Source organism: Methylobacterium bullatum (assembly GCF_014845095.1).
Classification (GTDB): domain Bacteria; phylum Pseudomonadota; class Alphaproteobacteria; order Rhizobiales; family Beijerinckiaceae; genus Methylobacterium; species Methylobacterium bullatum.
On sequence record NZ_NKUG01000037.1, the window covers coordinates 1 to 22,991 of the forward strand.

The 22,991-nt window shown below is 66.2% G+C and carries 27 protein-coding genes and 1 tRNA gene; 11 read left to right on the plus strand and 17 right to left on the minus strand.

Annotated elements, in window-relative coordinates; all coding sequences use genetic code 11:
• Nucleotides 1-79 precede the first annotated feature (79 nt).
• The 5 genes from MBTS_RS05180 to MBTS_RS05195 form a co-directional block, all read right to left on the minus strand.
• Complete coding sequence (locus MBTS_RS05180; protein ID WP_018044143.1) at nt 80-334, minus strand: hypothetical protein; 255 nt, start codon at nt 332-334, stop codon at nt 80-82.
• A gap of 98 nt (nt 335-432) precedes the next feature.
• Nucleotides 433-567: a hypothetical protein gene (locus MBTS_RS23975; protein WP_280529913.1), complete on the minus strand. Its 135-nt coding sequence runs from the start codon at nt 565-567 to the stop codon at nt 433-435.
• 204 nt (nt 568-771) lie between these two features.
• A tRNA-Gly gene (locus MBTS_RS05185) sits at nt 772-846 on the minus strand.
• A 129-nt stretch (nt 847-975) separates the two neighbouring features.
• Nucleotides 976-1,455 carry an NUDIX domain-containing protein gene (locus MBTS_RS05190; RefSeq protein WP_187273317.1) on the minus strand — a complete coding sequence of 160 codons (480 nt, stop codon included), beginning with the start codon at nt 1,453-1,455 and terminating at the stop codon, nt 976-978.
• On the minus strand, nt 1,452-2,150 hold the full coding sequence (locus tag MBTS_RS05195; protein WP_147829688.1) for a fumarylacetoacetate hydrolase family protein: 699 nt from the start codon (nt 2,148-2,150) through the stop codon (nt 1,452-1,454). The genes MBTS_RS05190 and MBTS_RS05195 overlap by 4 nt, the downstream gene beginning before the upstream one ends.
• A gap of 168 nt (nt 2,151-2,318) precedes the next feature.
• Between MBTS_RS05195 and MBTS_RS05200 the strand changes: the two genes are divergently transcribed.
• From MBTS_RS05200 to MBTS_RS05210, 3 genes are all read left to right on the plus strand, one after another.
• A complete protein-coding gene (locus tag MBTS_RS05200) occupies nt 2,319-3,764 on the plus strand; it encodes an FAD-binding oxidoreductase (protein WP_147829686.1) in 1,446 nt (481 codons plus the stop codon).
• Nucleotides 3,765-4,079: 315 nt separating this feature from the next.
• A complete protein-coding gene (locus MBTS_RS05205; protein ID WP_026175995.1) occupies nt 4,080-4,373 on the plus strand; it encodes a DUF2218 domain-containing protein in 294 nt (97 codons plus the stop codon).
• A gap of 91 nt (nt 4,374-4,464) precedes the next feature.
• Nucleotides 4,465-5,730 (plus strand): aminopeptidase, encoded by a 1,266-nt coding sequence (locus MBTS_RS05210; RefSeq protein WP_147829684.1) that lies wholly within the window; start codon nt 4,465-4,467, stop codon nt 5,728-5,730.
• A 28-nt stretch (nt 5,731-5,758) separates the two neighbouring features.
• On the opposite strand, the gene MBTS_RS05215 is transcribed toward MBTS_RS05210, so the two are convergent.
• From MBTS_RS05215 to MBTS_RS05255, 9 genes are all read right to left on the minus strand, one after another.
• Nucleotides 5,759-6,487: a DUF1223 domain-containing protein gene (locus tag MBTS_RS05215; protein ID WP_056142950.1), complete on the minus strand. Its 729-nt coding sequence runs from the start codon at nt 6,485-6,487 to the stop codon at nt 5,759-5,761.
• A 40-nt stretch (nt 6,488-6,527) separates the two neighbouring features.
• On the minus strand, nt 6,528-7,532 hold the full coding sequence (locus MBTS_RS05220) for a lipid A biosynthesis lauroyl acyltransferase (protein ID WP_147829682.1): 1,005 nt from the start codon (nt 7,530-7,532) through the stop codon (nt 6,528-6,530).
• A gap of 97 nt (nt 7,533-7,629) precedes the next feature.
• Complete coding sequence (locus tag MBTS_RS05225; protein WP_018044152.1) at nt 7,630-8,655, minus strand: zinc-binding dehydrogenase; 1,026 nt, start codon at nt 8,653-8,655, stop codon at nt 7,630-7,632.
• A 209-nt stretch (nt 8,656-8,864) separates the two neighbouring features.
• Complete coding sequence (locus MBTS_RS05230; RefSeq protein ID WP_147829680.1) at nt 8,865-9,140, minus strand: SH3 domain-containing protein; 276 nt, start codon at nt 9,138-9,140, stop codon at nt 8,865-8,867.
• Nucleotides 9,141-9,153: 13 nt separating this feature from the next.
• Complete coding sequence (locus MBTS_RS05235) at nt 9,154-9,918, minus strand: SDR family NAD(P)-dependent oxidoreductase (RefSeq protein WP_147829678.1); 765 nt, start codon at nt 9,916-9,918, stop codon at nt 9,154-9,156.
• Complete coding sequence (locus MBTS_RS05240) at nt 9,915-11,216, minus strand: beta-ketoacyl-ACP synthase (protein ID WP_147829676.1); 1,302 nt, start codon at nt 11,214-11,216, stop codon at nt 9,915-9,917. The genes MBTS_RS05235 and MBTS_RS05240 overlap by 4 nt, the downstream gene beginning before the upstream one ends.
• 129 nt (nt 11,217-11,345) lie before the next feature.
• Nucleotides 11,346-12,497, minus strand: coding sequence for a beta-ketoacyl-ACP synthase (locus MBTS_RS05245; protein ID WP_238253725.1), 1,152 nt, complete (start codon nt 12,495-12,497; stop codon nt 11,346-11,348).
• A complete protein-coding gene (locus tag MBTS_RS05250; protein ID WP_056142968.1) occupies nt 12,494-12,991 on the minus strand; it encodes a 3-hydroxyacyl-ACP dehydratase FabZ family protein in 498 nt (165 codons plus the stop codon). Before MBTS_RS05250 ends, MBTS_RS05245 begins: the two co-directional genes overlap by 4 nt.
• A gap of 73 nt (nt 12,992-13,064) precedes the next feature.
• Nucleotides 13,065-13,367, minus strand: a complete 303-nt coding sequence (locus MBTS_RS05255) for an acyl carrier protein (RefSeq protein ID WP_018044158.1) — start codon at nt 13,365-13,367, stop codon at nt 13,065-13,067.
• Between the two features lie 372 nt (nt 13,368-13,739).
• On the opposite strand from MBTS_RS05255, the gene MBTS_RS05260 reads away from it, so the two are divergent.
• Entirely contained in the window at nt 13,740-14,861 is a 1,122-nt protein-coding gene (locus MBTS_RS05260) for an AI-2E family transporter (protein WP_192215217.1), read from the plus strand.
• 150 nt (nt 14,862-15,011) lie between these two features.
• Here MBTS_RS05260 and acnA read toward each other — a convergent pair whose 3' ends face one another.
• On the minus strand, nt 15,012-17,711 hold the full coding sequence (gene acnA / locus MBTS_RS05265; protein ID WP_056142973.1) for an aconitate hydratase AcnA: 2,700 nt from the start codon (nt 17,709-17,711) through the stop codon (nt 15,012-15,014).
• Nucleotides 17,712-18,011: 300 nt separating this feature from the next.
• Here acnA and relB point away from each other — a divergent pair, with 300 nt between their 5' ends.
• The 4 genes from relB (at nt 18,012) to ccmB (ending at nt 19,886) form a co-directional block, all read left to right on the plus strand.
• Nucleotides 18,012-18,236 carry a type II toxin-antitoxin system RelB family antitoxin gene (gene relB, locus MBTS_RS05270; protein WP_192215218.1) on the plus strand — a complete coding sequence of 75 codons (225 nt, stop codon included), beginning with the start codon at nt 18,012-18,014 and terminating at the stop codon, nt 18,234-18,236.
• Complete coding sequence (locus MBTS_RS05275) at nt 18,220-18,489, plus strand: type II toxin-antitoxin system RelE family toxin (protein ID WP_026175998.1); 270 nt, start codon at nt 18,220-18,222, stop codon at nt 18,487-18,489. The genes relB and MBTS_RS05275 overlap by 17 nt, the downstream gene beginning before the upstream one ends.
• Before the next feature lie 75 nt (nt 18,490-18,564).
• A complete protein-coding gene (gene ccmA / locus MBTS_RS05280) occupies nt 18,565-19,221 on the plus strand; it encodes a heme ABC exporter ATP-binding protein CcmA (RefSeq protein ID WP_192215219.1) in 657 nt (218 codons plus the stop codon).
• A gap of 8 nt (nt 19,222-19,229) precedes the next feature.
• Nucleotides 19,230-19,886 (plus strand): heme exporter protein CcmB, encoded by a 657-nt coding sequence (ccmB, locus tag MBTS_RS05285; protein WP_192215222.1) that lies wholly within the window; start codon nt 19,230-19,232, stop codon nt 19,884-19,886.
• On the opposite strand, the gene MBTS_RS05290 is transcribed toward ccmB, so the two are convergent.
• The gene (locus tag MBTS_RS05290) at nt 19,887-20,498 is read right to left on the minus strand and encodes an SOUL family heme-binding protein (protein ID WP_192215220.1); all 612 of its coding nucleotides are present in this window, start codon (nt 20,496-20,498) and stop codon (nt 19,887-19,889) included.
• 249 nt (nt 20,499-20,747) lie between these two features.
• On the opposite strand from MBTS_RS05290, the gene MBTS_RS05295 reads away from it, so the two are divergent.
• Genes MBTS_RS05295 through MBTS_RS05305 form a run of 3 tightly spaced genes read left to right on the plus strand, consistent with a single transcriptional unit; the run spans nt 20,748 to nt 22,282 of the window.
• Nucleotides 20,748-21,524, plus strand: coding sequence for a heme ABC transporter permease (locus tag MBTS_RS05295; RefSeq protein ID WP_018044167.1), 777 nt, complete (start codon nt 20,748-20,750; stop codon nt 21,522-21,524).
• 3 nt (nt 21,525-21,527) lie between these two features.
• Nucleotides 21,528-21,683, plus strand: coding sequence for a heme exporter protein CcmD (gene ccmD, locus MBTS_RS05300; RefSeq protein ID WP_056142979.1), 156 nt, complete (start codon nt 21,528-21,530; stop codon nt 21,681-21,683).
• Nucleotides 21,680-22,282 (plus strand): DsbE family thiol:disulfide interchange protein, encoded by a 603-nt coding sequence (locus MBTS_RS05305; RefSeq protein ID WP_018044169.1) that lies wholly within the window; start codon nt 21,680-21,682, stop codon nt 22,280-22,282. The genes ccmD and MBTS_RS05305 overlap by 4 nt, the downstream gene beginning before the upstream one ends.
• A gap of 17 nt (nt 22,283-22,299) precedes the next feature.
• Here MBTS_RS05305 and MBTS_RS05310 read toward each other — a convergent pair whose 3' ends face one another.
• Nucleotides 22,300-22,917: a septation protein A gene (locus MBTS_RS05310; protein ID WP_192215223.1), complete on the minus strand. Its 618-nt coding sequence runs from the start codon at nt 22,915-22,917 to the stop codon at nt 22,300-22,302.
• Between the last annotated feature and the right edge of the window lie 74 nt (nt 22,918-22,991).

The following is a 22,991-nucleotide window of genomic DNA, read 5'->3' on the forward strand; positions in this document are numbered from 1 at the left end:
GCTCAAATGTGTAAAAGAGACAGTGATGGCGCCGAGCTGTTTCGTTAAATTCATTCAAATCATGACGATGGCGTAACGCTCAATAACCGTAGCGCCAAGCACGGCGGCGGGCGTCCCAACGACGCTCGCGACGGATTTCCTGCCGGATGGCTTTGCGACGCAAATAGCGGGCGCTGTGACCATAGCCATAGCCGTAGCCATACTGCACATGTTCCACGGCGCCCGACGGAGCGATATCCACCTTGCCGAGCGATATGGGGGCAGCCTGGGATGCTGAGGCGAAGCCGGCGCAGGCTACGAATGCCGTGAGGGCGGCAATCCGGAATGATTTCATCGCGTCGTATTCCTTCGGTCTGGAGTCAGTGGTTCAGGGCCGGGACGGGCATAGAAGGCAACAATCGTTAACGAAACCCAAACATGCCCGTATGACCCTCAAACCAGATAGAGAGTCGCCGACGCGCGAAACACCTTGGGGCAATGGGCATCGTTCACGATGCGGAGAGCCTCATCCACCGTAATCCGGCGGTTCAAGGCGAGTTCCTCGAGGGTCATCCACGTTGATGTCATACGTTTTTTCCCTTGCTGTCGTTCACTCAACATGCAGAGGGCCGCATTGGTTCATCGACAGGTCTGGAAGGTCGCCACCGGATGAAGCGATGTGCGGGAAGCCGACGCATCATAACCGTCTGCCAGGAGATGCGTTACAAGGCGAAAACGACGAAGGCCGCCCGAAGGCGGCCTGTCGCAGTACTATAAGTCGGTTGGATGAATTGGAGCGGGCGAAGGGATTCGAACCCTCGACCCCAACCTTGGCAAGGTTGTGCTCTACCCCTGAGCTACACCCGCTCACTATGCCGTGCCGCTGAAGGAGAAGACCCGCCGGCGGCCCCGGACGGCGTCTCTAAACAACATTATGGCGGGCGTGGCAAGGGCTGTTTTGTGGTTCTTTTGCCGGCGGGCAACTTTCTCGCTTCCTCACCACGCGGCCGCCGGGGATCGCCCATGGGCGATCTCGCCGAGGCGCTCGCGCGTGGCCCGCGTGGTCCCTTCGGGCAGGGCGTCGAGCGCGAAGAAGTCGCATTGTGCGATCTCCCGGTCGGGAAGCTTTGGTCCGAGGAGCGTGAAGGCTGGGACGACGTAGACGACGATGTGGTCGCGGCCCGTGGCAGCGGTGCTGCGGAAAAATCCGTGCAGGCGCATCGTGTCCGCTTCCTCCACCACGATCTCGGCCTCCTCCCGTAACTCCCTGACCATGGCGTCGACGGCGTTCTCGCCGATTTCGACGCCACCGCCGGGCAAGTGCCATCCCGCCACATAGGTATGGCGCACGAGGCAGACGCGGCCCCGCGCGTCGAGGGCGACGCCACGCACGCCGAGGGTCATCCCCCGGGACGCGAGGGCGCCGAACTGGAACAGCCACTGGAAGAGCGGTCGGTCGAGGAGGGTTCTGATCATACGACGATGAGGCGGATGGCGCCGAAGCCTTCGATGGCCGCCTCCATTGCCTGTCCGCGCTCGACCGCGCCGACGCCCGAAGGCGTGCCCGTGAAGATCAGGTCGCCGGGATGGAGCTCGAAATAGGTGGACAAGAGCGCGATCTGGTCGGCGATGGACCAGATCATCTCCGATAGGTCGCCGGCTTGACGGGAAATGTCGTCCACTGAGAGCACGATGGCGCCGCGCATCGGATGCCCGCGACCTTCTACCCGGTGGAGCGGTCCGATGGGGGCCGAGGCATCGGCTGACTTGGCGAGGTCCCACGGGCGGGCAAGGCGCTTTGCTTCGTCCTGAACATCGCGGCGGGTCATATCGAGGCCGACGGCGTAGCCGTAGACGTGATCCAGTGCCTCAGTCGCGGGAATGTCCCGCCCGCCGCGTCCGAGAGCGGCCACGAGTTCCACCTCGAAATGGTAATTAGCGGTACGCGGCGGATAGGGATGATCCACCGCCTCCGAGCCCGGGACGATCTGAAGCGCGTCCGCCGGCTTCATGAAAAAGAACGGCGGCTCGCGCTCAGGATCCTTTCCCATTTCGCGGGCATGAGCGGCGTAGTTGCGCCCCACACAATAGACGCGGCGCACGGGGAAGAAGTCTTCGCTGCCGACGATAGGCAGGGCAATGCGGGGTGGGTTCGGGATCACGGACAGCATCGGTCTGGCGCCTCCTGATGGGTTTGCTCGGATCGGTTGCGGGGCAGCCCTGCGCCCTGCAAAGAGGGGTCACTATCATTATTATATGAGGAGAGCCGCCCGCCGCCATCGTGCCGGTCCTGCCCTGACCCCTCGTGTTGCCCCTTCATCTCCTGCCCCGAGCTTTCCGTGATCGCTTCCGCCGAATTCCTTTCTCGTCTCGCCGATCGGTTGGGGGAGGAGCATGTCCTCACGGCGCCCGCTGACATCGCACCTCATCTCGTGGAATGGCGCGGCCTCTTCCGGGGGAGCGCAATCGCCGTCGTCCGTCCGGCCGATACCGGCGAGGTCGCCTTCGTCGTCGCGGCCTGCGCCGAAGCTGGAATCGCAATCGTTGCCCAGGGCGGCAATACCGGACTGGTGGGGGGCGGCGTGCCACAGGGCGGGATCGTCCTGTCCCTGTGTCGTCTCTCCCGCATTCGCGCCATCGACCGCCTGAGCGCCAGCATTACCGTCGAAGCCGGCGCCCTGCTCGCCGAGGTTCAGGCGGCGGCCGACGTGGAGGAAATGCTGTTTCCCCTTTCACTGCCTTCGGAAGGGTCGTGCACGATCGGCGGGAACCTCGCCACCAATGCCGGCGGGACCGGAGTCCTCGCCTACGGCAACACGCGCGATCTCGTGCTCGGCCTCGAAGTGGTGCTGGCTGATGGCCGAGTCTGGAACGGTCTGAGCGCACTGCGTAAGGACAATGCGGGCTACGACCTGAAACACCTGTTCGTCGGATCGGAAGGGACGCTGGGAATCATCACCGCGGCGGTGCTGAAGCTCTATCCCAAGCCCTCGTCGCGGGCGGTGGGTTTCGCTGGCTTGTCGTCCCCACACGCGGCTCTGACCCTTTTCGACAAGTTGAAGCGGACGGTCGGACGCGATCTCACGGCATTCGAGTTCATTCCGCGCTTCGGCCTCGACATCGTGCTGAAACATAGGCCTGGATTTCTGCGCCCCCTCACCGGCGACCATGCTGCCTACGCGCTCGTCGAGATGTCCACGACGCGCGCCGGGCCGGAGGCTTTGGGCGGCCTCGAGAAGGCCCTCGCCGCTTCGATTGAGGATGGTCTCGTTGAAGATGCAGTCATCGGATTGAGCGAGACGCAGAACGCGAACTTATGGGCGCTTCGCGAAAACCTGTCCGACGTTCAGTCACTCGAAGGCGGTTCGATCAAGCACGACGTCTCGGTACCGCTCTCGCGTCTGGCCGACTTCCTGGATACGGCGATTGCAGCCTGCGAAGCCGAAATGCCGGGCCTGCGCGTCTGCGCGTTCGGGCATTTCGGCGACGGTAACATCCACTTCAACCTCAGCCAGCCTCTCGGCATGGAGAAGGCCGCTTTCCTCAAGCATTGGGCTCGCTTCAATAGGATCGTTCACGACATTGTGCATGATATGGGCGGGTCCATCGCCGCCGAGCATGGCATCGGCCTGATCAAGCGCGACGAACTGGGCCTTTACGGCGATCCAGTGGGCCTGGACCTGATGCGTCGGTTCAAGCTCGCCCTCGATCCGCACGATCTCCTAAACCCTGGGAAGATCGTAGCAATGTCGGCAAATCCACCTCCGGCGCTTCCTCCCGAATAGGATTCGGGGCCATGACCTTGCCTTTCGGGAGCGAACCGAACGCTCATCCGCGTTTTGCACAAGCCCATTGTGCGGCGCACAAGAAAGGATCACAATCCGTCTCGCGACGCGCCATAAATCGGGTTCGAATTCCGATCTAAAGCGTTGTCGCGGTGAGAGTGCTGCTTGAGTGCGCTGCAGCGTCTTATGGGGGCGTTAACGATCTAGGCCCCTTCATGAGAGGCGGATCGCACCCTCAATGACGGCCTGCCCAGCCTGGCGACAACCATTTGCCGGCTGTGCTCTTGAATTACAGGGACCGAAGGAGACCAGACGATGCCGACCTCGCAGGCGAGAGTTCCTACTGCCGAGGCAAGCCGCTACCTGAAGCAGCTTTGCCGCCATTGGAGTCATAAGTTCCCCGTGGAGGCCACGGATGCGGCCGGTACGGTGCCGTTCGGCGAGGATCGCATTTGCACGTTCCAGGCAGAAGCCGATGCCCTGCTGATGCGTGTGGCGACCCCCGACCCGGCCGGTCTGACCCGTCTCGAAAACGTGGTGGCCGACCACCTCATGCGTTTTGCCTTCCGCGAGAATCTCGGCGAAATCACCTGGTCGCGCGCGGCCTGACCGCCCCGCGCTTGAAACCCCGCCACGAATTCCGATCTTGCTGAGCGTCGTCCCCGCAGCCTATGCGGGGTGGGGCTGAGGAGACAGGGTGATGACGACGAGCACTGGGGCTGACACGATCGCCCTCCCCTTCGACGAGCGGATCGGCCGCCTCGCCGAGGTGGCGGTCCGAATTGGGCTCGGGCTGAAGCATAGCCAGGAATTGGTGATAACCGCGCCGCTCGAAGCCGCGCCCCTCGCCCGCGCGATTACCACCGAAGCCTACAAGGCCGGCGCGTCCCTGGTGACAACCTTTTATTCCGACGATGCCGCAACCCTGGCTCGTTTCGCTCACGCGCCTGACGACGCGTTCGATACTGCGGCGGGCTGGCTTTACGGCGGTATGGCCGAAGCCTTCCGCAACGGGGCCGCGAGGCTGGCGATCGCCGGAGATGATCCATCCTTGCTGGCCGGCCAGGATTCGCAGAAGGTCGCCCGCGCCAATCGCTCGCGCTCGAAGGCCTATGTGCCGGCCCTTGAGCTTATCGCCAACTTCGCCACCAACTGGACGATCGTCTCGGCGGCGACCCGCCCGTGGGCGCGGACCGTCTTCCCGGATTGCCCGGAGGACGAGGCGCTGGCACGCCTGTGGGACGCGATTTTCGCCGCGTCCCGGGTCGACGGAGACGATCCGGTGGGCCAGTGGAAGGCGCATAACGATGCTCTCCACGCCCGCACTAAAATCCTCAATCAGCATCGCTTCGCGGCTGTGCGGTTTCAAGGGCCGGATACCGACCTCACCGTCGGTCTCGCTGACGATCACGAATGGTGCGGCGGTGCATCCGTCTCGCGCAGCGGCATCCTGTGCAATGCCAATATTCCCACCGAGGAGGTGTTCACCACGCCGCACAAGTTGCGGGTGGACGGCTATGTGGCAAGCACCAAGCCCCTGTCATACCAGGGCACGTTGATCGACGGTATCCGGGTTCGGTTTGAAGAGGGGCGTATCGTCGAGGCGACGGCTCGCACGGGAAGCGACGTCCTCGCGCGGGTGCTCGACACGGACGAGGGTTCCCGCCGTCTCGGCGAGGTCGCCCTGGTGCCGGCCTCGTCCGCCATTTCGGCTTCCGGACTGCTGTTCTACAACACCCTGTACGACGAGAACGCCGCAAGCCACATTGCTCTGGGGCAGGCGTACAGCAAATGTTTCCTCAATGGTGGAGAAGGCTTCAGTGAGGACGACCTCGCGGCACGTGGCGCAAACCGTAGCCTGATCCATATCGACTGGATGATCGGCTCTGCCGACATTGATGTCGACGGACTTACTGCCGAAGGGCGCGCGGTACCGGTGATGCGCGCGGGGGAATGGATCGGCTGAGGCACAGAAGGCGGGAAGTGGCCGTGGCTCAGAAGCCGGGACCCTTCGTGGCACCGAGAATCCGAGCGGGATGGGCCAGCGTCCCGCTCTGGAGTACGACCACGTAACCGTCGGCATTGCCCGAACGAACGAGGGTGCGCGGGAGTTCGAAATGCGTGGCTTGGCCCGTCCAGGCTCCGACCCGATGCATCCCGCGCACCACGTTGACGTAATCCACCACCTGCCCCTTGTTCTCGCCGTGCGCGACGGCTGTCCGGTGCCTGCGCAGGATTGGCAGCAGCCAGACCTCGCCGGTGCCGCGTCCGGCGCCGATATCGATGGCGATACGGTCCCCCTGGTCCGTTGCCTTCACCGATACGATGAGGCCGCTCGATTGTCGTGCCGCACGAAGGCTGCGGTCCAGGAATGCCCGGTCCGACCGGACCGGGGACGGCTCGCCGTTGACGATGGCCTGGGGCGTAAAGAGCTGGCGCTCACCGTGGCTGAGAGCATAGGCGCGCTGGCGCTCGGTGAACGCCGGAATCGCGAACTCGTCCTTCCAGCCGAGATAATCCCAGTAGGTGACCGGCAGTGTCAGGGCGATAACGTCGGGCTGCTGAGCGTACTCTCCCATCATCCGGGAGGCCTGCTGGCAGGCGCCGCAACCTTGGCTAGTGAAGAGTTCGATCACCGCGCGGGGCGGCTCGGCGCGAGCCGGACCCACCATGTGCGTCAGGACAATGGTCAGCGCGAGGAGGCTTGGCGCGGAGCGGCGCATGCGTGAAGCGGATCGGCCCATATACCTATGTGACAGCGCCTCAGCCTGGAACGGAAGACACGTTGTCTCGATGGGCCGTGGATGAGTCCGACTGTGTCGGCGGGGCAACCTTGGGTTTTGGCAGCATGTTCGGGCGCCAGCGCCTGTGCATCCAGAGCCACTGGCCGGGATTGTCTCGGACCCATTGCTCCACCACGCGGGTCATCGCCTGCATCGCGCCCTGGACGTCGATCTCGCCTTTGGCATCACGGGGCAGATCGAGGGGTGGGGTGAGTTCGAGATGAAAGCGGGCATTGTCCTTGCGCACCACGCGGACCCCGTGAACGGGACATTCGTAATGCTTGGCGAGCTTGGCGAGCAAAGGGTTCACCAGAACGGGTCGGCCGAAGAACTCCACCACCACACCGCGGGTGAAATGCTGATCGATGAGCTGGCCGAGATGGCCGCCGCGTTCCACGACGCCCTGCATCGAAAATACGGCGCCTTGCCCCGCTGCCGCCAACCCGCCCATGGTCTCGCGGCGCACCTCGGCGACGAGGCGGGCTGAGGCGATGTCGTTGGGGGGGCGAAAGATCGCAGTAGCCTCAAGCCCGTAGCGAGCGGCGCAGATCGCTGGCAATTCCCAATTTGCGAGGTGGGCAGCGAAGATGAGCCCCGGCTTGCCGTCGTCGCGCAAGGCCTCGAAATGTTCGGCGCCGGCAACGGTCATCCGCTGACTCGCCGGATCGTTGGGGTTGATATCGAACAGGGTGGCAAGATGCGCGTATTCTGCCCCCGTCCGGCCGAGATTGTCCCAAGCCTGGGCCGCGAGCGCCCTGATCGCGGCCTCATCCTTCTCGGGGTAAGCAGCACGCAGATTCGCCAATGCGATACGGTTCGCCGGCAGGAACTGCCCCACCCTTCGCGCAATCGCCCCGCCGGTCCGGCTCGCCCGCTCGGTCCCCAGCATCCGCGCTAACCAGAACAGGCAGCGGACGAGCGGAATCATGGCAATCCCCGCCATCCGGGGCAGATGGCGGTTCAGGACGAGGGCAAGACGCAGCACGAGACTATCCGGAAGTGGCTATCATGCTCGTGTAGAACATTTTTTGGAGAAGTGGCAGCCTGAGGTGAATGCGAGTCATGCTTGCCCCAACGATAGGTCAGTCGATCGCCACCAGGATCTTACCGAACACCTTACGCGACTCCAGGCGTTCCAGCCCCTGTGAAAAGTCCCCGAGGGGGAGGACCGTGTCGACCACCGGCGTGATCCCGTCCGCCATCTTCGCCAGGGACTGGCGGATGTTGGCCATGGAGCACCCGAAGGAGCCGGTGATGCGGTACTGCTGCTGGAACAACTGCATCAGGTTCATAGTGGTGGAGACGCCGGAGGTGGAGCCGCAGGTAACGAGGCGGCCGCCTCGCTTGAGGCAAAGGAGCGAGCCGTTCCAAGTGTCAGGACCGACATGCTCGAACACCACATCGACGCCCTTTCGCTTAGTCAGGCGGCGAACCTCACCCTCGAAGCGTTCGTTCCGATAATTGATCACGTGATCGGCGCCGAGGGCTTTTGCCATCTCGCCTTTCCTGTCGTCGCCTACCGTCGTGAACACGGTGCAGCCGATAGCCTTGGCCATCTTGATCGCGGCGGTGCCGATGCCCGAGCCACCGGCATGGACGAGGATGCTCTCGCCGGGTTCGAGCTTGGCATTGTCGAACAGCATGTGCTGAACGGTGCCGAAGGCGATCGGCGCACAGGCTGCATCGGTGAAGCTTACCCCATCGGGCACCTTTACCACGAGACGGGCCTGCATGGTGACGCGCTCGCGCGCGAACCCGTCGATATGGAAGCCCATGACGCCGGAGACGTCCTCACACAGGTTGTCGCGACCTTCCCGGCAGGCCTTGCAGCGGCCGCAGGTCTGCGCGCCGTACATCACCACGCGGTCGCCCTCGCGGAGATCCGTCACGCCCTCGCCGACGCAGACGATCTCGCCCGAGGCTTCGGCCCCCACCGTCAGAGGCATCTTGCGCTTGGCGAAGGCCATGCCGCGAAAGCCCCAGACATCGATGAAGTTCAATCCCACGGCGCGCACGCGGATCTGAACCTCGCCCGGGCCGGGAGCGGAAGGCGGATCGACCTCGCCGAGGCGAAGGTCACGGTCACCGAAGAGTTGGAGGGCTTGCATCGGTCTCGTCTCTCGTCAGGCGCTTCGGATCCCGAGCCTCCTTCGCACCACCTCGTCCTGAGGCGCCCGCATCAGCAGGCCTCGAAGGGGGGCTCCAGGGCCCATGTGCCATCTGGAGCCCTCCTTGGAGGCCTCCGCAATAACTCCGCACCTCGGGGAAGAGGGATTGGAATGGATAGGCGGCTTTATCGACTGAAAGCCGTCCTGGCTCAATCCGGCGCAAGGTAGCGCCGCCGCGCCCAGCCGAGGATCGGGCCAGCCTTGACCCGGCACCATGTGAGGCCGCTCGGCGTCTCGTTGGTACAGCCGAAGCCGCGCAGGCGCGCCCCTTCCGGCGCTTGGCCAAGCACGGGCGCCGAGGCGTCCGGGGTCTCGCGGATGCTCAACCCGTCACCGCGCGGAAGCCCGTCGACGCGGAAAGCGCCGGTCTCGGCGAAGGCGGGAACCGCTGCCAGAGCCAGCGCGAGGATGAGGCGGAAGCGCATAGGATCATCCGCCTCAGGTCCGGTGAACACCCATCATCGCCGTCAGCCCGCCATCGACCGGCAGAACCGCGCCGGTAATGTAGGCCGCGGCATCTCCCATAAGGAAGGCCACGAGCGCCGCTATTTCCTCAGGCTTGGCGAAGCGTCCCAAGGGAATCTGTTTCTCCATACCGTCACGATGCGCGGCGTAGGGAGCCATCATCTCGGTGTCGATGAAGCCCGGCGCAATGACGTTGACCGTCACCCCGCGCTTGGCCGATTCGATCGCCAACGTCCGGCAATAGGAGATCAGCGCACCCTTCGTCGCCGCATAGGCAGCATTGCCCGGGTTGGCCTGTAGGGCTGCCACCGAACCGATGGCGACGATGCGGCCGGAACGTCCTCGGATCATGCCGCGCACCAGTGCCTTCGTGATCCGGGTCAGCGACCAGAAGTTCACTTGCATCGCCGCCTCGGCCTTGTCCTGAGCCATCATCGCGGCCAGCACGTCGTAGGATTGGCCGGCATTATGGACGAGGCCGTAGAACGCTTCCCCTTCCTGGGCCTCGCAGAAAACCTCCAAGGCATCGCGGTCGGCGAGGTCGAGAGGGTGGGCGGTGATCGCCCGTCCGGGATTGGCCTGGCTGAGTTCGGCCACGAGGCGCTCCGCCGCATCGCCCGAGGAGCGATAGGTGAAGGCGATGTCGTAGCCGGCATATACCAGCGCCCGCACGATGGCCGAGCCGAGGCCGGAGGCACCCCCGGTGACGAGAACGCGCCGGGTGGTTTCCGTCGTCATACGGGCTCGTCCCCAAGGACGAGGCAGGTGTTCTGCCCGCCAAAGCCGAAGGAATTGGACAGAACGCGGCTGACCCGGGCGTCGCGGGCCGTGGTCACCACGTCGAGGGAGAGGGCTGGGTCCGGCACCGCATAGTTGATCGTCGGCGGGATGCGGCCATGGGCGATGGTGAGGAGCGAGATCACCGCCTCGATGGCCCCCGCGGCGGTCAGCGTATGGCCGATCATCGACTTGTTCGACGAGATCGGCAGGGTGCGGATCCGCTCACCGAACACAGCGGCGCAGCCCAACGCCTCCATCTTGTCGTTCTCCGGCGTCGATGTGCCGTGTGCATTGATCGTATCGATGGAATCTGGCTCGGTGCCGGCATCGTCCAGGGCAGCGCGGATGGCGGCGATGCCGGGCGCACCGTCTGGGCTCGACCGGGTGCGATGGAAGCCGTCGCCCTTTTCGCCGCAGCCCAGGACATAGCCGAGGATCGTCGCGCCCCGCGCCCGTGCGGACTCGGCATTCTCTAGGACCAGGGCGGCGGCCCCCTCCCCCATGACGAAACCGTCGCGATTCTTGGAGAACGGCTTTGAAGCCCCCTCCGGTGGATCGTTCTGGGTCGAAAGAGCAGAGAGCAGCGAGAATCGGATCAGTGATTCCGGGTTTACCGAACCGTCGGTGCCGATGCAGAGAGCCGCCTGCATCTCGCCCCGCCGGATCGCCTCGACACCGAGCTGGATCGCGGTGGCGCCGGAGGAACAGGCGGTGGAGAGCGAGATCGGCGACCCCTTGGTGCCGAACCGGTCGGCGATGTTGTCGGCTACGGTGGCGAAGATGAAGAGGTCGTGCCAGGCGTCGAACCGTCCACTCGATGCCGCCCGCTGGAGGTCGGAATAGGTGATGTCGCCGTTCTGGCCGGACGCCTGTGCCAGGGACTGGCGCTGGGGCCATTCCATCTCCACCGGCGGTACTGCGATGAACAGTGCACCGGGGAAATCACCCTTCGCACCAATGCCGGACTGGGTGATCGCTTCCTCGGCCGCTTCCTCGGCGAAGCGCTGCGACAATGCGGGCGCCACGAGTGGGTCGGTGTCGAGGAAATCCACCGTCCCGGCGATACGGGTGCGCAGGCCATCGGTGGAAAAACGGGCGATGCTGTGGATGCCGGACCGGCCGGCGGTGAGCGCAGCCCAATTGTCGGCCTGTCCCTGCCCGAGGGACGTGACGATGCCGAGGCCTGTCACCGCGACCAATGGCCGGCCATGGCTGTCCCGGAAGCTTCGTGAATCGCGGGGAGAGGAGTTCGTCATAGCGCCGTCTTGCTATCGTTCCGACCGAACGGCCTTGAAGATGCCCCGCCCCGAACATTCGGGCCGATCGATCACGGTTGAACCCGTCTTAGCGGAATTTCGGTGAGCTGACAGCCGTATCCCCGCGGGTCACGACATCGCGCTCAAGCGGACCAAGCCCTCACCGCGGCGATGGCCAACGGTGGTGATCGCGACCTCGCGCGCCCTGCCCTCCGAGATGAGCGCGGCGGCGAGTGCGGCCCCCAACGGCGCCGTGACTTCGAGCGAGTGGCCGGTGATGTCCCCGAGGGCCGTGACGGGCACACCAGGCGCAAGTTCGCCCAGTGCCGTGCTCTCCTCAGCTGTGATTCCCTCGACGCCGGTAGCGCCCGAAATTAGCATGTCCGGCTTGGCGCCGGCCTTTTTCCACAAGGCGGAGAGGCTGAGTTCTACGCTGCCGGTCTCGCGCCTGGGACGATCGCTCCCCACCGGAAGCAGGCGGGCAAAGATCGTCGCCTTGCGCGCGGCGGCGGTTTCGGCGGCTTCCAGCACTAGGAAGGCGGCGGTACTCCCAAGGATGAAGCCGGCCCCGCCTTCACCCTGACGCTCGAAGACCGGCCGGAAGTTGCCTTTCCGCAGATATCTGCCCAGCTCGTGGACGACCAGGACGTCGGGACGTTCCGCGCTGTAGGAACCGCCCACCAGCATCGTGTCGATCTGGCCTGAAGCGATACGGCTCTGAGCGTTGCGCAAGGCGTCGACGCCCGAAGCCTCCTCACCCATGAACGTGCGCGAGGCGCCCGTGACCCCATGGACGATGGCGATGTTGCCGGCGAGCAGGTTCGAGAGCTGTGCCAGGAAGAGGGTCGGGCGCAGGTCGTTCTGCAGGTGCTCGTTGAGATAGGCGCCCGGATCGGCCGCGTCGCGCAGGCCGGTCAGGATAGCACCGTCCACCGCCGTATCGCGCTCGCCGCCGCCGCAGGCGACGACGAGGTGCATTGCTGCCTTGAAGGCCGCGTCCTGTTTCACCCCGGCCGAGTCGAGGGCAAGCCCGGCCGCGTAGACGCCCAGGCGCTGCCACGCCTCCATCTGCCGCTGGTCCGACTTCTTGGGGATCTGTCCGTCGAGGACCAGCGCCGGGGCGGGATGGACCGGATAGGGCGCAAAGCGCTCCGTATCCGTGGCCTTTGGACTGCCCGCCGCGAAGGCTTCGAGGTGAGCGGCGATCCCCTCGCCGGCGCAGGAGACGAGGCCGATACCAGTGACGACGACGTCGCGCTGACTCATGCTGATCTTGCTCATGCCGGAACCGCCCCGCCGGGGGGCGCCCCCGATGCAATGGCGCGATCCATCAGGCCGATCCGCCGGGCGCGCTCGCGCATGGGAGCATCGAGCCCTTCGGGAAACGGCATCGTCCGGAACCGCAGCTCCGCATCGGCCAACGGCTTGCCCTCGTGGCGGATCGAGGCCTTTGTCACCGCGTAGCCGGAACCATCATGCTCCAGGCTCGCCTGCACGACGAGCGTCGCGCCGGGGCCGACGAAGGAGCGGAACCGCGCCTTGTCCACCGCCATCAGGAACGGCATCTGCACGAAATCGAGATGGGCGAGGAGCAGGTAACCGGACGCCTGCGCCATGGTCTCGGTGAGCAGCACCCCGGGCACCAGGGGATGGCCGGGAAAGTGACCCTCGAAGACCGGGCTCTCCATCGGCACGTGAGCCAGCGCCTCGATCCGGCCGGCGGCCTTGTCGAGACTCGTCACCGTGTCGATCATCTCGAAATACTCGAGGCGCATGGCGTCAAAGGCTCCGCTGGGGACTAGAGGCTCCGCTGGACACTCAAAGGCTCGGCCCGGCCGGGCTTGCCCTTCAGGCCTTGGCGGCCTTCTCGGCCACCAGCGCGTCGATGCGGGCGCAGAGGTTCTTCAGTACGAAATACTCCTCGGCCGGCACCTTGCCCTCGTTGACCTCCTGGGTCCAACGCTCCAGCGGCAGCTTGATTCCGAATGCCTTATCCACCGCGAAGGCGATGTCGAGGAAAGCGAGCGAATCGATGCCGAGATCCTCGATGGCGTGGCTCTCGGGCGAGATAGTGTCGCGCGGGATGTCGGCGGTGTCGGCGATGATGTCCGCGACGCGGTCGAACGTAGCGGTGGTCGGCTGGTCAGACATGCGTTCTCGCCGTTTTCTTCTCTATGGCGCGCCGTGGCGGATCCGGTATCGGATCTCGTGGCGGGCGCGGCCGGTCCGAGGCTGGCGCGTGATCCCGGCGCCCCCCGGGTCGCGCAGCATGCCCCCGAAGCGGCGTCGCGCCGCTTCCGATCGAAGGCGGTCCCTTACACGAGGGGGTGGTGGCGGGCAACCTTGGCAGAAGCTCAGGCCAGGCTCGCGTCTTCGTGCGGCTGCGGGCCTCGCCGGACCATTCCGCCCTGCGATGCCTTGACCTACATGCGGACGCGGGCCTGTTCGACGTGGGTCCATCCGGCTCCTTGCCCGAAATTCGTTGAGCGTGAGGCGTGCCACGGGGCGGCAGAGGTGACGAGAATGGAACAATCTATTTCTGTCGATGCGGCGGAGCCGCCGACGGACCATCGCAGCCGCGCCCAAGGTGGGGCACGCATCGCCCTGGTCCTGGCGCTGTCCGCCCTCGGCCTGTGGGTGCTCCACCCGTTCCTTCCGGCCCTGGCCTGGGCCGTGATCCTCGCCATCGCGCTCTGGCCGCTCTACGCGAAGGCCGAGCGGCGGTGGCCGCCCGGGGGGCACAACATCCTGCTGCCGAGCCTGTTCACCCTGGCGGTAGCGCTGGTCTTCCTGGCGCCCCTGGTGGTCCTCGGGGTGCAGGCGGCGCGGGAGGCCCATGATGCGATGGCCTGGGTGAAGTCGGTGGAGCAGAGCGGGATTCCAGCCCCCGAATTCCTGTCCCATCTGCCCTACGGCGCGGCCAGGGCCGGTGCCTGGTGGAACGAGAATCTCAGCCACCCATCCGCCGGCTCCGAGATCCTGCACAAGCTCGACAACTCGACGACGATAGGCCTGACCAAGAGCCTCGGGGCTCAAGTGGTTCGCCGGGTTGTGCTATTCGGCTTCACCCTGCTGACGTTGTTTTTCCTGTTTCGCGACGGGCGGGCTGTCATCAGGCAGTCGCTGACGGCGAGTGGCCGCCTGTTCGGCCCGCGTGGCGAGCGGGTGGCGCGCCAGATGGTGGCCTCCGTCCACGGCACCGTCGATGGGCTCGTCCTGGTCGGCCTGGGCGAAGGCGTAATCCTTGGAATCGTTTACTATTTTGCGGGCGTGCCGCATCCGGTCCTGCTCGGCGCGCTGACGGCGGTGGCGGCGATGATCCCCTTCGGGGCGCCGCTGGTCTTCGGCATCGCCGCGCTGATTCTTCTCGCCGGCGGGGCGGTGATCCCGGCGGCGGTGGTGGTGGCGGCGGGCTTCGTCGTCACCTTCGTCGCCGACCATTTCGTGAGGCCGGTCCTGATCGGCGGCACCACCCGCCTGCCCTTCCTCTGGGTGCTGCTCGGCATCCTCGGCGGGGTCGAGACGTTCGGCCTGCTCGGGCTTTTCCTCGGCCCGGCGGTGATGGCGGCGCTGGTACTGCTGTGGCGGGAATTCACCGATGGAGACGTATCGCAGGACGCATCCCGAGGCCCGCGCGGACCGTAATTCGAGCCGCCCGCAACCGCCATGGGACGGCCGAAACGACCGCCATGGGACGGTGTTTCGAGGAATTGCAAAGCCGGCTCAGATTCCGGTGGAATTTCCGGGCCGAAAGGCCCTCCCCTGACCGGGAAGGGCCTTCCTCGCATCGTAGGCTTACGCTGCCAGGGAGCGCAGGACGTAGGGAAGAATCCCGCCGTTGCGGAAGTATTCCAGCTCGTCGAGCGTATCGATCCGGCAGGTGAGCGGCACCTCCGTCTTGGTGCCGTCGGCGGAGGTGATCTCGGCGATCATGGTCTGGCGCGGCTTGATGTCGCCCGAGAGGCCGAGAAGGCTGACGGTCTCGTCACCCTTGAGGCCGAGCGATGCCCAGGACGTCTCGCCCTGGAACACCAGCGGCACGATGCCCATGCCCACGAGGTTCGAGCGGTGGATGCGCTCGAAGCTCTCCGCCACGACGGCGCGGACGCCGAGGAGCTTGGTGCCCTTGGCCGCCCAATCGCGCGACGAGCCGGTGCCGTATTCCTTGCCGGCGAAGACCACGAGCGGCGTGCCCGATTCGGCGTATTTCTGGGCGGCGTCGTAGATGTACATCCGCTCGCCCGAGGGCTGGAACAGGGTCCAGCCGCCCTCGACCACATTGCCATTCTCGTCCCGGACCATCTGGTTCTTGATGCGGATGTTGGCGAAGGTGCCGCGCATCATGACCTGATGGTTGCCGCGGCGGGTGCCGTACTGGTTGAAGTCCTGCACCCGGACCTGATGCTCCTGCAGGTAGGTGCCGGCCGGCGAGGCCGCCCGGATGTTGCCCGCCGGAGAGATGTGGTCGGTGGTGATGGAATCCTGAAACAGTCCGAGGATGCGGGCCTCGACGATGTCGGTGATCGGCGCCGGCGTCTTGGTCATGCCCTCGAAATAGGGCGGGTTCTGCACGTAGGTGGAGGTCGAATCCCACTTGAAGGTCTCGGCCTCGGTGACCTCCACGGCCTTCCAGTAATGGTCGCCGCTGAACACGTCGGCGTAGCGCGACTTGAACAGGGTCGAGGTGATGTTGGCCTCGATGAACTCGGCGACCTCCGCCGTGGAGGGCCAGATGTCGGCGAGATAGACCGGCTGACCGTCTGAGCCGATGCCCAGCGGCTCGGTGGTGATGTCGATCTGCATCGAGCCGGCGAGCGCGTAGGCGACGACCAGCGGCGGCGAGGCCAGGTAGTTGGCGCGCACGTCGGGGTTCACGCGGCCTTCGAAATTGCGGTTGCCGGAGAGCACGGCCGCCGCGACCACGTCGTTGTCGTTGATCGCCTTCGAGATCGGCGCCGGCAGCGGGCCGGAATTGCCGATGCAGGTGGTGCAGCCGAAGCCGACGAGGTTGAAGCCGAGGGCGTCGAGGGGAGCCTGCAGGCCCGCGCTCTCCAGATACTCGGCGACCACCTGCGAGCCCGGCGCCAGGGAGGTCTTCACCCACGGCTTGGAACGCAGGCCCTTGGCCACGGCGTTGCGGGCGAGCAGCCCCGCGCCGATCATGACGCTCGGGTTCGAGGTGTTGGTGCAGCTCGTGATCGCCGCGATCACCACGTCACCGTGGCCGATGTCGTAATTCGCCCCCTCGACAGGGTAGCGCTTGGCGATGTCGGCGGCCTTCTTGAACTCGGTCTCCATGGACTGGGCGAAGCCCGGCTTGGCGCCGTCCAGCAGCACCCGGTCCTGCGGTCGCTTGGGGCCGGCCAGCGACGGGCGCACGTCACCCATGTCGAGGGCGAGGGAATCGGTGAAGACGGGGTCCGGGGTCTGCGCGTCGCGCCACATGCCCTGGGCCTTGGCATAGGCCTCCACCAGCGCGATCCGGTCGTCGGCGCGGCCGGTCACCTTGAGGAAGTCGATGGTCTTCTGGTCGATGGGGAAGAAGCCGCAGGTGGCGCCGTATTCGGGGGCCATGTTGGAGATCGTGGCGCGGTCGGCCACCGCCATGTCGTCGAGGCCGGGGCCGTAGAATTCCACGAACTTGCCGACCACGCCCTTCTTGCGCAGCATCTGGGTCACGGTGAGCACGAGATCGGTGGCGGTGGTGCCCTCGGGCAGCTTGCCCGACAGTTTGAAGCCGACGACTTCCGGGATCAGCATGGAGAGCGGCTGGCCGAGCATGGCAGCTTCGGCCTCGATGCCACCCACGCCCCAGCCGAGCACGGCCAGACCGTTGACCATGGTGGTGTGCGAATCGGTGCCGACGAGGCTGTCGGGATAGGCGAGCTCGGTACCGTCTTCGGTCTTGGTCCACACCGTCTGCGACAGGAACTCGAGGTTCACCTGGTGGCAGATGCCGGTGCCGGGGGGGACGACGGAGAAGTTGTCGAAGGCCGACTGGCCCCATTTCAGGAAGGTGTAGCGCTCGCCGTTGCGCTCGTATTCCAGCGCCACGTTGTCGGCCAGGGCCTTCGGGGTGCCGAACTCGTCGACGATGACCGAGTGGTCGATGACGAGGTCGACGGGCACCAGCGGGTTAATCTTCTGGGGATCGCCGCCCAGCGCCACCATGGCGTCGCGCATGGCCGCGAGATCCACCACGGCGGGCACACCGGTGAAATCCTGCATCAGCACGCGCGAGGGACGGAAGGCGATCTCGGTCTCGACCTTGCCGAGGTTGCCGAGCCACGCGACGGTGGCGGAGATGTCGTCCTTCTTCACCGAGCGGTCGTCCTCGAACCGCAGGAGGTTCTCGAGGATGACCTTCATCGAGAAGGGCAGCGCCGTCGCATCGGCGAGGCCGGCCTGCTCGGCATGGGGGATGGAGTAGTAGGTGTAGGATTTGTCGCCGACGGTGAGGGTCTGGCGGGAGTGAAAGCTGTCGAGTGATGCCACGGCTTGTTTCTTCCTCACGAGCGGTTGTCGAACACGCGCAGGCATGACCCGCGCCACGAAGTCGTGTTCGGCTGGAGCGCTTCTAAAAAAAAGCGCGCGCCGCTCCGGGGGTGCCCGGACAGGATGTTGCGCGACGAGCGATTTGGACGCTCGGGACTCGCGCGGCGCAGCCTGGGCCCCGTATAGAACACTTCGAAACTGGCCGCTACGCCCTGCCGTGACACGAGCGCGGGAGTGTCGGGCCTCGCGTGGACGGCGGGGCACATGCGGGTTAAGCAGATCGAAGAGCCGGAGACCGCCATGATCGCCCTTCGCCTACCCCCGGATATAGAGGAGCGCCTGGAGGCACTCGCCCGCCGTACTGGCCGCAGCGCACACGACCATGCGAGCGATGCGATCTTGGATCATCTCGAGAACCTCGAGGATCTCGAATTGGCCGAGCGACGCCTCGAAGAGCATCGTCGTGGCGAGAGCGAAACGATCCCGCTGTACGACCTGATGACGCGTTATGGCGTGGACCATTGATTTCACGCGGACTGCAGAAAAGGATCTCGCCAAGCTCGATGATAGTGCAGCCAAGCGTATTCTGACCTTCCTGCGCCACAGAGTCTCGTCTCTGGACGACCCTCGAATGATCGGCGAAGCCCTGAAGGGCTCAAAACTCGGCGAATTCTGGAAGTATCGGGTCGGCGATTATCGCGTGATCGCGTCGATCGAAGACAGTGCCGTCCGCATCCTCGTGGTCAGGATTGGCAATCGTCGCGAGGTCTATCGGTAGGGGCATGGTGAAAAGACCCAACTCGTCTCACGACGGGGGCCTGAACCAAGGCCCTGCCGACGGATGGACTTATCCGTGCGGCTGACCGCCACGAACCTCGCCGCCCGCCGCTCCGGCCGCCGCATCTTCTCGGGACTGTCCTTCGCGCTCGGTCCCGGCGAGGCCTTGATGGTGACGGGGCGCAACGGCGCGGGAAAATCCACCCTGCTCAGCCTGCTCGCCGGACGGTTGAAGCCGGATGCCGGCACCATCGCGGTCGCCGATGTGGGCGAGGCGACGCTGGCCGAAAGCCTTCACGTGGTCGGCCATCGCGACGGGTTGAAGAGCCCGCTGACGGCGGAGGAGAACCTCACCTTCGCCCGCGACCTCCTCGGCGCGCCCACCGCGAGCCCGGCCGAAGCGCTGAACGAACTCGGCCTCGGCCATGCCCTGCGGCTGCCGGTGGCCTACCTCTCCGCCGGCCAGCGCCGCCGCGTCGCCCTCGCCCGGCTTCTCGTCTGCCGGCGTCCGCTCTGGCTGCTCGACGAGCCGACCGCGGCCCTCGACACCGCCTCTCAGGCCGTGCTCGCCGGATTGATGGCGCGCCACCGGGCCGAGGGCGGCCTCATCGTGGCGGCCACCCACCAGTCCCTCGGCCTGGAGGATGCCCGCGAATTGCGCATCGACGAGGCGTTGAAACCGGCATCCGCCTCGGCCGGCGCGAATGCGGCCGATTCGGAGGTGTGGTGGTGATCGGCGTGATGCGCGCCCTCATCGCCCGCGACCTGCAACTCGCGGCCCGTGTCGGCGGCTCTGGCGCCCTGTCGCTGGTGTTCTTCCTGATGATCGTCGCCCTGGTGCCATTCGCGCTCGGACCCGACCTCAACCTGCTCTCGCGGATCGGTCCGGCCATCCTCTGGCTCGCGGCGGTGCTCGCCACCCTGATCGGCCTCGACCGCCTGTTCCAGGCCGACGAGGAGGACGGCTCCCTCGACCTGATGACCGGTGCTCCCGCGCCTATGGAGATGGTGGTGCTCGCCAAGGTGATCGCCCATTGGCTCACCACCGGCCTGCCGCTGGCACTGGCCTCGCCGCTCTTCGGGCTGCTCGTCGCCCTCGACGGCACCGCCATGGGCGCCACCGCCCTCACCCTGCTGGTGGGCACGCCGGCCCTGACCTTCATCGGCGCGGTCGGTGCGGCGCTCACCGCATCGATCCGCCGGGGCGGCCTGATCCTCGCCGTCCTGGTGTTGCCGCTGATGATCCCGACGCTGATCTTCGGCGTCTCGGCGACCGAGGCGGCCTCCGGCGGCACGGTGCCCTTCACGACGCCCCTGCTGATCCTGTCGGCCCTCAGCCTGATCGCGGCGGTGATCGGCACCTTCGCGGCGGCCGCGGCCCTGCGCTGGTCGGACTGATCAACGCCCCTCGGCGACGGGGACGACGATCTCGTTGCGCCGCAGGAAAGGGATCGCGAAAGGGGGATCGTAGCTCAGCACGCTCGACGGACCCGTCGTCTCGCGGGCCATCTTCGCCAGGACCTGCCGGAGAACCGCCTCGCGTTGTTCGCGCGCCCTGGCGTCGAGTGTGCCGGAGAAGCGGAGCGCCGCGTAGGTCGCGGCGGGCAGCCGGGCGATGCGGACCGCCGGGTCGGTCGGGACCGGCGGTCCGGCCTTCGCGATGGCGGCGGGCAGGAAGAAGCGCATGACGCGCAGATCGCCGCCCTGCTCCACCGGCACGGTCATGGCAATGAGGGTGCCCTGTTCCACCGGCACCGTCATCGCGATGCGGTCGCCTCCATCATTGGCCCCGGTGATGTACCGGAACAGCCGCCGAAACGCTTCCGTATCGCCCGGCCCCGCCATGTCGGTCTCGACCGCGACACGCGGTTCGTAGCGGCGGATTTCGACGTTGCGGGGCAGTTGCTCGACCACCTCGTAGCGCGGCTGCTCGTAGGTGGCACGGATGCCGACCACGGACAGGACCGATTCCGCGAAGGTCAGGGCGTAGTAGAGGGCTTTGTCGAGCATGGCGCGGCGTCAACGCCCCATCGGCGGCCCTGTTTCCAGGCTCGCCGCCAGTCGCCGCCATTCCGTCGGCGGCGGGCCGGTCCAGCCACGGAACGCGCGGGTGAAATGGGCGGCATCGGAATAGCCGAGATCGAGGCCGGCCGGACGGTAAAGACGTGAGGACGTGCGCGAAGAAATGATCGACGCGGCTGGACTGCGCGTAACGCCCGCATTGATGCTGCACCGCACCTTGGGCTAGGTCCACGGACCATGTGGACACGTCTTGCCCATCCCGGTCACTTCCTGCGCTGGACCGGCCCCGTGATGCCCTGGCTCGCGGGGCTGTCGGCCGTGCTGCTCGCAATCGGCCTGTATCTCACCTGGTTCGTGGTCCCGCCCGACTACCAGCAGGGCGAGACCGTGCGGATCATGTACATCCACGTGCCGGCGGCCTGGCTCGGCGTGTTCTTCTACGGGTCGATGGCGCTCTCCGCCATCGGCACCCTGGTCTGGCGCCACCCCCTCGCGGACGTGGCGCAGCGCGCCGCCGCGCCGATCGGGGCGGCCTTCACCCTGATCTGCCTCGTCACCGGCTCGCTCTGGGGCAAGCCGATGTGGGGCACCTACTGGGTCTGGGACGCGCGGCTGACCTCGATGCTGATCCTGTTCCTGATCTATTGCGGCATCATCGCCCTGTGGCGCACCATCGAGGATCCGAACCGGGCGGCGCGCGCCATCGCGATCCTGACCCTGGTGGGGGCCGTGAACCTGCCGATCATCAAGTTCTCGGTGAACTGGTGGTCGACGCTGCATCAGCCGGCCTCGATCATGCGGATGGGCGGCTCCAGCATCGATCCCTCGATGCTCTACCCCCTGCTCGAGATGATCCTCGCCTTCACCCTGCTGGGGATCACGCTGCATCTCTACGCCATGCGCACGGAGATCCTGCGCCGCCGGGTCCGGGCGCTCACCATCCGCGAGGCCGAGCGTCTCGATGCCGATCCCCGTCCGGCCCGGCCCCTCGGCCAGGCGATCCGGGGAGTCTGACCGATGGCTTCCCTCGGGCCGCATGCCGGCTTCATCCTCGGCGCCTACGCCTTCACCGCCCTCGTCATCGGCGCCCTGATCTGGCGCTCGCTCAGCGATCACCGGGCGCAGAAACAGGCGCTCGCGGCCCTCCAGGGCGATGCGGGAGAGCGGGCGTGAGCGCCGCATCCTCGTCGGCACCGGTGCGCCGGTCGCTCCTCGTCATCGCGCCGCTGGTGATCTTCGCGGCGCTGGCCCTGGTGTTCTTCATCCGCCTTCGGTCCGGCGCCGACCCGGCCGCGATCCCCTCGGCGCTGATCGGGCGGCCGGTGCCGGCCTTCGCCCTGGGACCATTGCCTAACCTAGTCGGCGGCGAAGGCCAGGCCATTCCCGGCCTGTCCAGCGCCGACCTCAAGGGCCGCGTGACGGTGGTCAATTTCTGGGCGTCGTGGTGCGCCCCGTGCCAGATCGAGCATCCGCAACTGATGCGGCTGGCGCGCGAGCCGGGCGTGAACCTCGTCGGCATCGACTACAAGGACGCGCCCGAGAATGGCCGGCGTTTCCTGTCGCGTAGCGGCGTTCCGTTCCGGGCGGTGGGCATGGATTCCACCGGCCGCACCGGCATCGATTTCGGCGTCTACGGCGTGCCGGAGACCTTCATCATCGGGCCCGACGGCGTGATCCGCGACAAGCTCGTGGGGATCGTCACGGCGGAGAACTATGCCGCTGTGCTGCAGAAGATCCGGGCGGCGGAGACGATGACGGCCGCGAAGCCCTGATTCGCCGACGCGCCTGACTAGACGTCGGGCTTCGCCTCGGCCTTGCGGTCGTAGCGCATGAGGAGCGGGGTCTGCGACAGGGCGAACAGGATGGTCAGGGGCATGATGCCGACCACCTTGAAATTGGCCCAGAAGGCGTAGGTCTGCGTCCGCCAGACCACCTCGTTGATGGCGGCGAGCGCCAGGAAGAACAATCCCCAGCGGAAGGTGAGCTTGCGCCAGCCCTCCTCCGTCAGGTCGAAGACCGAATCGAGCACCACCGACAGCAGGGACTTCCCGAACAGCAGGCCGCCGAGGAGGATGGTGCCGAACAGGGCGTTCACGATCGTCGGCTTGATCACGAAGAACGTCTTGTCGTGCAGTGCCAGCGCCATGCCGCCGAAGACCAGCACCACGATGCCGGAGACCAGCGGCATGATCGGCAGCCGTCGCAGCAACGCGAAGTGGATGGCCAAGGCCACCACCGTCGCCACCACGAACACCCCGATGGCCAGGAAGGTGCTGCTGTCCTCGCTCAGGCCGAACCGCGTGCCGAACGAGTTCAGCAGGAAGAACAGCACCAGCGGCCCCATTTCCAGGGCGAGCTTCGGCACCGGATCGAGATGGCGGCGCGGCGGCACGGATTCGATGGGCAGGGTCATATCGTGAGCGGCTCGTGGTTCGGCACGCCCGGACGCAGAGCGGCGCCGGGCGGGACGCCGGATGTAGG